Genomic DNA, 8,363 nt, shown 5'->3' on the forward strand with positions numbered 1-8,363 from the left:
GCATGACTAGCGGCGGCTTTTCCTAAAGGATAAGCTTCGAGACCGAAGGGCGGAGTGCGGTTTATCCGTGAATCCGCGATTGGCAAATGAGAGGGAATCTTCCCACTCAAAACGCGCCTTAGCTTCGCGTCGCGGGGGTTCGCCCCGTTGAGCTTACCGAGTAAGAAATACCATCGAGTTAATCAGTACGTATTTATTAGTCGCCATCATAATCAGATGGAGCGAAGCGTTGTGCATCGGATGATTAAACGAGCCTGTAAACGAGCAGGTATTGATGAGAGGGCATCGGCACATTGCTTAAGGCATTCTCACGAAGCGGCATAGTTTAGAAGCTGGATGTAATTTTAGCGTGAGGGATGCTGGGGAAACCCCAGCTTATCCAATCACGCTGCTAGGGTTGTTGCAGCAAAGTCTTGGTCATGCGAGTGTGACTACTACGGAGAGGTATCTGCATATATCCCCTGATGCTGGTAGTTCTCAGTTTATTGATTTTTAAATGATTTGGTTTGAGAAGAACGATCGCGCTTACGCTCGAACTTTATTTTCTTTCCCAGAGAAATTTTCTTTCGGACTCTTTAATTGGCACATCATTAATACTGGCTTCTCGTCTCTTCATTAAGCCATTATCGGCAAATTCCCAATTTTCATTGCCATAGGCGCGATACCAAAAACCGCCATCATCGTGCCATTCGTATTCAAAACAAACAGAAATGCGGTTGTGCATAAAACTCCAGAGTTTTTTTTGGAGGCGATAATCTAACTCTTTTGCCCACTTACGTTGGAGAAAAGCAATGATTTCTACTCTACCATTAATAAACTCGGCACGATTGCGCCATTGGGAGTCAGCAGTATATGCCAGCGCGACTTTTTATGGGGTTGCGATTGTTCCAACCCTCTTCAGCAGCTTTGTACTTTAGCTTTTGCTGTTTCTAAGGTAAATGGTGGCAAAGGTGGTTTAGTATCCATTTATTTAGTTTTCATTTGTGATGATTACTGACTGTTTTTGGCGGGCATCATTTGAACGTTCGCTTGTTATAAGATTATCTACCACAATGCCCACCCTACAACTATTTGCTAAACAATTACCATTTTTTATAGGGTAAGAACTTCCCACACATAATTATCTGAACACGATCGCCTTTGGGATCTTCTACTTTTTCTACTTCTACGGAGAAGTCGATCGCACTCATAATACCATCGCCAAATTTTTCGTGGACTACGGCTTTAATGGGCATTCCGTATACCTGCATAATTTCGTAAAAGCGGTAGATTAAAGGATCGGTAGGAATTTGAGGTTCGAGCGATCCTTTGAGGGGTGGCACTGTCAAGGCTTCTGCTATTGATTCTGGTAAGGCTAAAGCTGTGACGATTTTGGTAGCTTCTTCGATACTGGCACTGGCTTGACGATAAATAACTGAGGCGATCCAAGTTTCGTCTAGTCCTACTGCTTTTTCAAGGTCTTCAAAAGTGATTCCTTTTTCTTTTTTTGCTGCTAATAGTTTTTCGGTGATTTCTGAAATGGGCATAATTCTTGCTCCTGGTTTTAGTTAATTATTTGCTACTTGTTCACTTAATCCGCGCTGCTTCTACCGCCCTAGTTTCGCGATACAAATGGTCTTCCATTTCTTGTTTTAATTTCAGATAATCGGGATGATTTTCGACAGTGACACGATTGCGGGGACGGGGTACGGGAACTTCTAATACTTCATCAATTCTGGCTGCGGGACCTTTAGTCATCATGATGATGCGATCGGATAGCAGTAAGGCTTCGTCGATACTGTGGGTAATCATAATGGCGGTTTTGCGCTGTTGTTCCCAGATGCGCTCGATTTCGTCTTGGAGAAAGCCACGGGTTAGGGCATCTAAAGCTCCAAATGGTTCGTCCATCAGTAAAATCTGGGGATTTATAGCTAAAGCTCTAGCTATGCCAACTCTTTGGCGCATTCCTCCCGATAGTTCGTGGGGACGTTTATTTTCTGCCCCTACCAAGCCTACTAGCTGAATGTTTTCTTTGATAACCCGTTGTTGCTGTTTTGCAGGCATTTTAGGAAAAACAGTTTCCACCGCAAATTTGATATTATCTTTGAGCGTCATCCAAGGCATTAAGGCATAGTTTTGAAATACCATCCCGCGGTCGGGACCAGGTTTGTCTACAACTTGTCCGTTAATTAAAACTTCGCCACTAGAAGCTGTACTCAAACCAGCAATAATATCTAGGAGAGTAGACTTGCCACAGCCAGAAGGTCCGATAATAGAAACAAAGGTATTGTGTTCGATATCGAGATTGACATCCTCGATCGCTACAAAATCAGAACTTGCTTGTCCCGTTAGCTGTTTCAGCCAGCCTTTTCTGCCAGGGTATACCTTAGAGATATGGCGTAGAGATATTTGAGCATCGTTAACCCTGTCTATAGTCACAGCTGAATTTTTAGATGAATATGAAGTACTCATGATTGCTCGTTGAAGGAAACTAATTTTTCTAAATAGGCAAAGATTTGGTCGAGGATAATCCCCACAATGCCGATAATAAAGATGGCAACCAAAATGTTAGGTATGTAAAGGTTATTCCATTCATTCCAGATAAAGTATCCTAGCCCTGTACCTAAAAGCATTTCTGCTGCGACGATTACTAGCCAAGCAATACCCATACTGATTCGCAACCCAGAGATAATATTGGGCAAGGCAGCGGGAATAATTACCTTAAAAATGGTGCGCCAGCGAGATGCACCCAGGGTTTTAGAGACATTGAGATAACTAGAGTCTACATTGGCTACCCCAAAAGCTGTATTGGTTAGGGTAGGCCAAATACTAGCGATGGTAATAATAAAAATTCCGGTTAATTCCGAATCGCGGAAGATATAGAGTCCTAATGGCAACCAGGCTAGAGGGGATACGGGTTTTAGAAGTTGAAAGTAAGGATTAAAGGCTTTAAACGCTATTTTAGATATACCGACAAGGATGCCCAAAGGTACAGCTATCAGCGAAGCTAAAGTATAGCCGATCGCCACCCGTCTCAAGCTAATTAACAAATTCCAGCCGATCCCCATATCATTAGGGCCATTTTTATAGAAAGGATGAGTCATCCAATACCACAATTCCTTAATGGTCAAAGATGCGGTGGGCATTCCTTTAGAAAATATTTTTAGCTTTGCTCCTATTTCCCAAAAGAGGAATATTCCTAACGAAAGAAGAAATAATAGCAACGCCTGGACATTTTCGTTATCTAAAAGCTTCTCTTTTTTGCTATTTTTAATTAAACTTTCTCGAACTATTGTCATGATTAAACGACCTCTAACTACGTCCCTGTAAAGGGATTACTTACTGATTAATAGGTATCATTTGAATAAATGGCTTTTTTGTGACGATCGATTGCAATGTCCACCCCACTTAATATTTAACTTTCTTTAAGTACAGTAATTGTCAATTGATTTACACACCATATTTCTTAATCTGTTTGTCCACATATACTTGGGGTTGAGCAGGATCGAAGGTATCAAATTCTAGGGTTTCGGTACGATAAACATCTTCTGGTGGATTTAGTCCTACTTCGACCGCTAATTCTCTAGCTAAATCCGTCATAAATACTTCTTTTACGACTTCGTCATATTTACCATCAGCGATCGCCGTTTTAACTTTGCCATCTCCCTGTAAGTCCCAGCGCACTAGCTGAGAAGATACCCAGTTAGCAAAGCTTGCCAAGGATAGGGATCGAAATCAATGCGATCGGGGATGGATTTCGTGTTACCCAAGCCATCTTCAAAATTACCCGTTAACACTGCTTCAACTACCTCCACGGGCTGATTGAGAAATGCCCTTTCCGAGATCGCCTTGGCTATTTTAGGACGATTAGCAGGATCTTGGGCATAGCCCGCAGCTTCGATAATGGCTTTGTTTAGCGATCTAAAGGTATTGGGGTTGGCTGAAATCCAGTCATCGCTTGCAGCAAAAGCATTATTCATACCCCCAGCTTGTTTACATAATTCTAAAACTAGTCTTTCTCGCTTCGGATCGCCTTTTCCCGCCATCTTCAGCAGCAAAGTTTTGCGTAAATCGGCAGCATTGACTGCATTGGCCATCTTAAAAGCTTCGGGCTTATAAATACCCATTTTTGCCAGATCGCTAATCATATCCACTGGATCTTGAGGCATATCCTGCATAAATTTCCAGTGTTCATCCGTTGGGTGAAAACCACCACAATCGCTGCAAGTTATCTTTAATCCGATTGCATTGACTCTTGAGGAGTTCAGATTAATCCCTTTATTTGTAGAGTTTTTATTTAAGGAAATTACCATAACTATAACTGTAATTATTATCTAGCTTTTAAGCGATTAAAACGCTTTATTAGTTTGAACAATGTAGCAATTTTTATAAAATTTAATTTAGCTTTAGTGTAGTTAAAAATAAATCATTTAGTTGAAAAACCGCAGGTTAAAAGCAAATACAAAAATAATATTTTTTATCCAAATATACGATTTATTTATTTGCCCTCAGTAATAAGAAGCTTTTGTGTATGCTAGCAGTTAGGTCTGTAATTTTGCATTGAATTAATTTTAGTAAAAATAGGATTTTTTATAGATTACTTTGTAGAGAAATTCTAATTTCAACCTTAGTACCTTGGTTAACTTGACTGGTAATATCTATTGCTCCATCCATAAAAGATACAAATTTTTTGACTATATTCAAGCCCCAACCCGTGCCTGGAATATTGCTAACATTTTTACCCCGATGAAAAGGCTCAAAAATATTATTCAAATCTTCCTGGGGAATTCCGATTCCCCAATCTTTAATTGCAAAAATAGCATAATTCTTGTTAATAGATAGCTTAAACATAATTGTGTGTTTGCTTGAGGAATATCTAACTGCATTGGTTATAATATTGGTCAAAATAGATTTTAATAAGCGATAATCTATTTCAACTTCTAACAAAGATACATTACTATCAAATTGAATTTGATAATTCGGATAAGTATGGACAAATTCTGTGGTCAATTCATGACAAAAATTAACTAAATCTAGTCTATCGGGAGTAATATTAATTCCTTTTGTCTCTATTTCACCTATGACTAGTAATTCATTGGTCATTTGCGTCATGCGCTCGATATTAGTTTCCACATCTGACAGATATTCAGTTTTTTCTTTGGCTGAGAGTTGACGTTCGTAGCGTTTGAGGGAGAATACAGAGAAGGCAATATTATTTAAAGGATTGCGAAATTCGTGACACACCATCGAAACAAAGCGAGAACGAACTTCATTGAGTCGTCTCAGTTTTTCGTTAGCTTTACTTAGTTCTGAGGTACGTTCTACCACTTTCTGCTCTAATTCTTCATTCGCTCTTTGCAGACTAGACTCGCTAAGTTTACGTTGGGTAATATCGCGAAATGTAACTACCGAACCGACTAACTCCCCTTTCTCATCGTGCATCGGCGTACTAATATACTCTACGGGAAAGCTAGAGCCATCTTTGCGCCAGAATACTTCATTGTCAACTCGGCGTATAGTTCCTTCTTTAAAAGCAGCGTAGATATGGCATTCTTCACTGGGATAAAAAGAACCATCGGGTTTTGAATGATGCAAAATAGCGTGCATTGACTTGCCAATTAAATCTTCCATTTCCCAGCCAATTAACGATGCAGCAGCAGGATTGACGAAAGTAACATTCCCCTGGATATCCAACCCATAAATTCCTTCTCCCACAGAATTAAGGATCAGTTGATGTTGGCGACGCAAATTAGCTAATTCAATATCAGTTTGTCGTTCGCATCCCTGTTTCATAATCTTTTAGCTAATTATTTGTAATCTACCGTAGCAATTATTGTAACTTTAGCTACCGTGTTATTCCTCATTTAAGTATTTATTGGAAATAACAGATTTAATTTTAATTATCAGGCTGTAGTCAAGTATGCAAACAATTTTAGTTATAGAAGACGAAGCTCAAACTAGAAAAGTCTTACTCAACTGTCTAAAGTTTGAAGGCTACAAAGCAATTGAAGCGGATAATGGCAGAACAGGCATAAAATTAGCTCAAGAACATCATCCAGATTTGATTGTCTGTGACATTATGATGCCAGACATAGACGGTTATGGCGTGCTGTCTATGCTGCGCCAACAATTATCTACTTTGGCAATACCTGTCATCTTTCTCACTGCTAAAGTCTCTATGTTAGATTTGAGATTGGGTATGAATTTGGGGGTCGAAGATTATTTAACTAAACCTTGCAATGTAGAACGCTTTTTAACGGCAATTACAACTATATTAAAAAGAAAAGAACAGTTACAACAATGCTATAGTTTTACATCTAATACTGACAATTCCAAATCCTTTTTTCATCAGCATAAATTACCTAAGTGCAGCAAAACAACCAAAATATTTGAATTTATTGAAGCTAATTTTCATCGATCCCTTGAACTAAAAGAAGTCGCATCTAACCTCGGTTATTCTCCTGCTTATTTAACTAACCTAGTGCGACAAAAAACTGGACGCACCGTTAAACAATGGATTATCGAACGACGGATGAATAAAGCTCGCCAATTATTACTCGATACCGATCTCGCGATCGCGGAAATTGCGAGGGATACTGGTTATACAGACACTGGCTATTTTATCCGTCAATTTAAGCAACTACATGGCACTTCTCCTAATTTATGGCGCAATAATTCCCAAAATAATAGAAACTATTTACTATAAGTTCAATAATTGTGAGGATAATCTACGAACTCTAACTGAAATAGTGCTTAGAATTTAAGATGAAATAGATAAACGGGGTATTGAGTATGAGAGAACTATTACTGAACCCCACAAGCCACAGCACGTACAACGAACCATCTAGAAAACATCTTTCTGCGATCGGCGTAATAGTCTAGTCAACTAGATTAATTTTGAGCGATCGCGATATAGTTAGTGCAATTTGATTTCGCAGTCTGTCTTTAGCTCCGATTTCTAGTGTTTTTGATTCTTCTGCTTCGTTTTTGGGTAATCCCAGATGTTCGTAACTTTCTTCCTTGTCTTTAGCTGGTCTAACTCTTCGATTAGGAGCATCTATAGGTCTATATTCCTGTTCGATTGCCCTTGTTTGCTTTACCGTCGCTTCTCGGGCTAAAACTTTCTCTTTCAGCTTCTCAAACACTGGTAGGGGTGCGTTTCTTTCTACCTTCTCTAGATTTACTAACGCTTCTCGTGCAGCAATCGCTTCAGGTAAAGTTCAGGGTGTAAGTTACAGAATGTATACTCAGCAAAAAGCCCGACAATGATGATTTTTGGGGTTTTCTACAAATTGACGACCGCAATTTACACAAAAATGATTTTGTTTCCCTCTCCTCATACCGTTTTTACGGATATGTTCAGACTTACACTCACGACATTTCACTTGGTTTTCTTCTAATTAATCACGCTATTTTAATTCGGCAATTCCTCCCATATTTATGCAACGCCTATTTAAGTATCAACAACGCACACTTAATACTCCTGCACCATATGCGAAGCGGTATCCTTTAGGAAAGCAAACAAGTTTGTTTGACCCGCCAAGAAGCCACTGTGACACTGATTTAATTAATCCTTTTGAATTAAAGCTGCACAACGCCCAGTTCTATCGAATGCGAGAACATGGAGAGAAAAACTGTATCTACTTCATCATTGATAATGCCTTGCCTCTGCTGCTGTACGTGGGAGAAACAATGCAGTCAGCCAAAGCTAGATGGAACGGGACGCATGACTGTAAAGACTATGCCATGAACTATAGCTAAAGCCAAAAGAGTTAGGACGCAGCATCTTTAAGAACGGACTCAATTACCAGTCTCAATGAAAAATAATCCTGTAAGCGATGACGAATAAGACTTTTTAGCCATGCCCAACATATGCCCTAAAGGATATGCGGAGCGGTATGAAGTAAGCATTTGCCAATCGCGGATTCCCGTGCATGGTATATCCGTAGGTGTATCCGTTCAGGGACACCTTCGGATAAGCTTCGCGTCCTTCGCGTCGTCCTTTAGGATTTTTCGATTCGATTTAAATCTGGAGAATAAGGTGGCAAATAAAGTAAACGGCAGCCTACCGACTCAATCTAATTCTTGAATAGAGTAGCGAAGGTAAAAACGAAGGGATTGTACAGAATGGCGGAACTATTAACGCCGAACAGCTTGCAGTGGGAAGGAATGCAACAATCAGCGGTACTGTCATCAAAACAATTAATCAACTACAGAATTCTGAAACTTCAGAAGCTGTTGAACTGACTGATGGACACAAGTAGATGAAAAGCGTGATTTTCATAAAAAAGTGGGCAATCATCATGAGACACTGAAATTGCGAAAAACCAGTGAAAAATCATGAATCAGCACCCACCTCTTTATCATCAACTAATGCAATATCT

Annotated in this window: 10 protein-coding genes and 1 pseudogene; 2 read left to right on the forward strand and 9 right to left on the reverse strand. The window is 39.6% G+C overall.

Features of this window, described 5'->3' with window-relative positions:
* Nucleotides 1-538 precede the first annotated feature (538 nt).
* From V6C71_16400 to V6C71_16430, 7 genes are all read right to left on the reverse strand, one after another.
* Nucleotides 539-859, reverse strand: a complete 321-nt coding sequence (locus V6C71_16400; protein HEY9770048.1) for a DUF1348 family protein — start codon at nucleotides 857-859, stop codon at nucleotides 539-541.
* Between the two features lie 223 nt (nucleotides 860-1,082).
* Nucleotides 1,083-1,526, reverse strand: coding sequence for a cyanase (gene cynS, locus V6C71_16405; protein ID HEY9770049.1), 444 nt, complete (start codon nucleotides 1,524-1,526; stop codon nucleotides 1,083-1,085).
* A gap of 40 nt (nucleotides 1,527-1,566) precedes the next feature.
* On the reverse strand, nucleotides 1,567-2,418 hold the full coding sequence (locus tag V6C71_16410; protein ID HEY9770050.1) for an ABC transporter ATP-binding protein: 852 nt from the start codon (nucleotides 2,416-2,418) through the stop codon (nucleotides 1,567-1,569).
* Between the two features lie 29 nt (nucleotides 2,419-2,447).
* Nucleotides 2,448-3,278, reverse strand: coding sequence for a nitrate ABC transporter permease (gene ntrB / locus V6C71_16415; protein HEY9770051.1), 831 nt, complete (start codon nucleotides 3,276-3,278; stop codon nucleotides 2,448-2,450).
* 151 nt (nucleotides 3,279-3,429) lie between these two features.
* Complete coding sequence (locus V6C71_16420) at nucleotides 3,430-3,699, reverse strand: hypothetical protein (GenBank protein ID HEY9770052.1); 270 nt, start codon at nucleotides 3,697-3,699, stop codon at nucleotides 3,430-3,432.
* Nucleotides 3,663-4,292 carry an ABC transporter substrate-binding protein gene (locus V6C71_16425; protein HEY9770053.1) on the reverse strand — a complete coding sequence of 210 codons (630 nt, stop codon included), beginning with the start codon at nucleotides 4,290-4,292 and terminating at the stop codon, nucleotides 3,663-3,665. Before V6C71_16425 ends, V6C71_16420 begins: the two co-directional genes overlap by 37 nt.
* A gap of 277 nt (nucleotides 4,293-4,569) precedes the next feature.
* Entirely contained in the window at nucleotides 4,570-5,772 is a 1,203-nt protein-coding gene (locus V6C71_16430; protein ID HEY9770054.1) for a PAS domain-containing sensor histidine kinase, read from the reverse strand.
* Between the two features lie 127 nt (nucleotides 5,773-5,899).
* Here V6C71_16430 and V6C71_16435 point away from each other — a divergent pair, with 127 nt between their 5' ends.
* A complete protein-coding gene (locus V6C71_16435; protein HEY9770055.1) occupies nucleotides 5,900-6,685 on the forward strand; it encodes a response regulator in 786 nt (261 codons plus the stop codon).
* 172 nt (nucleotides 6,686-6,857) lie between these two features.
* On the opposite strand, the gene V6C71_16440 is transcribed toward V6C71_16435, so the two are convergent.
* Together V6C71_16440 and V6C71_16445 are read right to left on the reverse strand one after the other, a co-directional pair.
* Nucleotides 6,858-7,124, reverse strand: a complete 267-nt coding sequence (locus tag V6C71_16440; protein HEY9770056.1) for a hypothetical protein — start codon at nucleotides 7,122-7,124, stop codon at nucleotides 6,858-6,860.
* A gap of 141 nt (nucleotides 7,125-7,265) precedes the next feature.
* Nucleotides 7,266-7,364 (reverse strand): annotated as a pseudogene (locus tag V6C71_16445) (IS1 family transposase).
* 55 nt (nucleotides 7,365-7,419) lie between these two features.
* Here V6C71_16445 and V6C71_16450 point away from each other — a divergent pair.
* A complete protein-coding gene (locus V6C71_16450) occupies nucleotides 7,420-7,740 on the forward strand; it encodes a hypothetical protein (protein ID HEY9770057.1) in 321 nt (106 codons plus the stop codon).
* The last annotated feature ends 623 nt before the right edge of the window (nucleotides 7,741-8,363 follow it).

It is taken from the genome of Coleofasciculaceae cyanobacterium, assembly GCA_036703275.1.
Classification (GTDB): domain Bacteria; phylum Cyanobacteriota; class Cyanobacteriia; order Cyanobacteriales; family Xenococcaceae; genus Waterburya.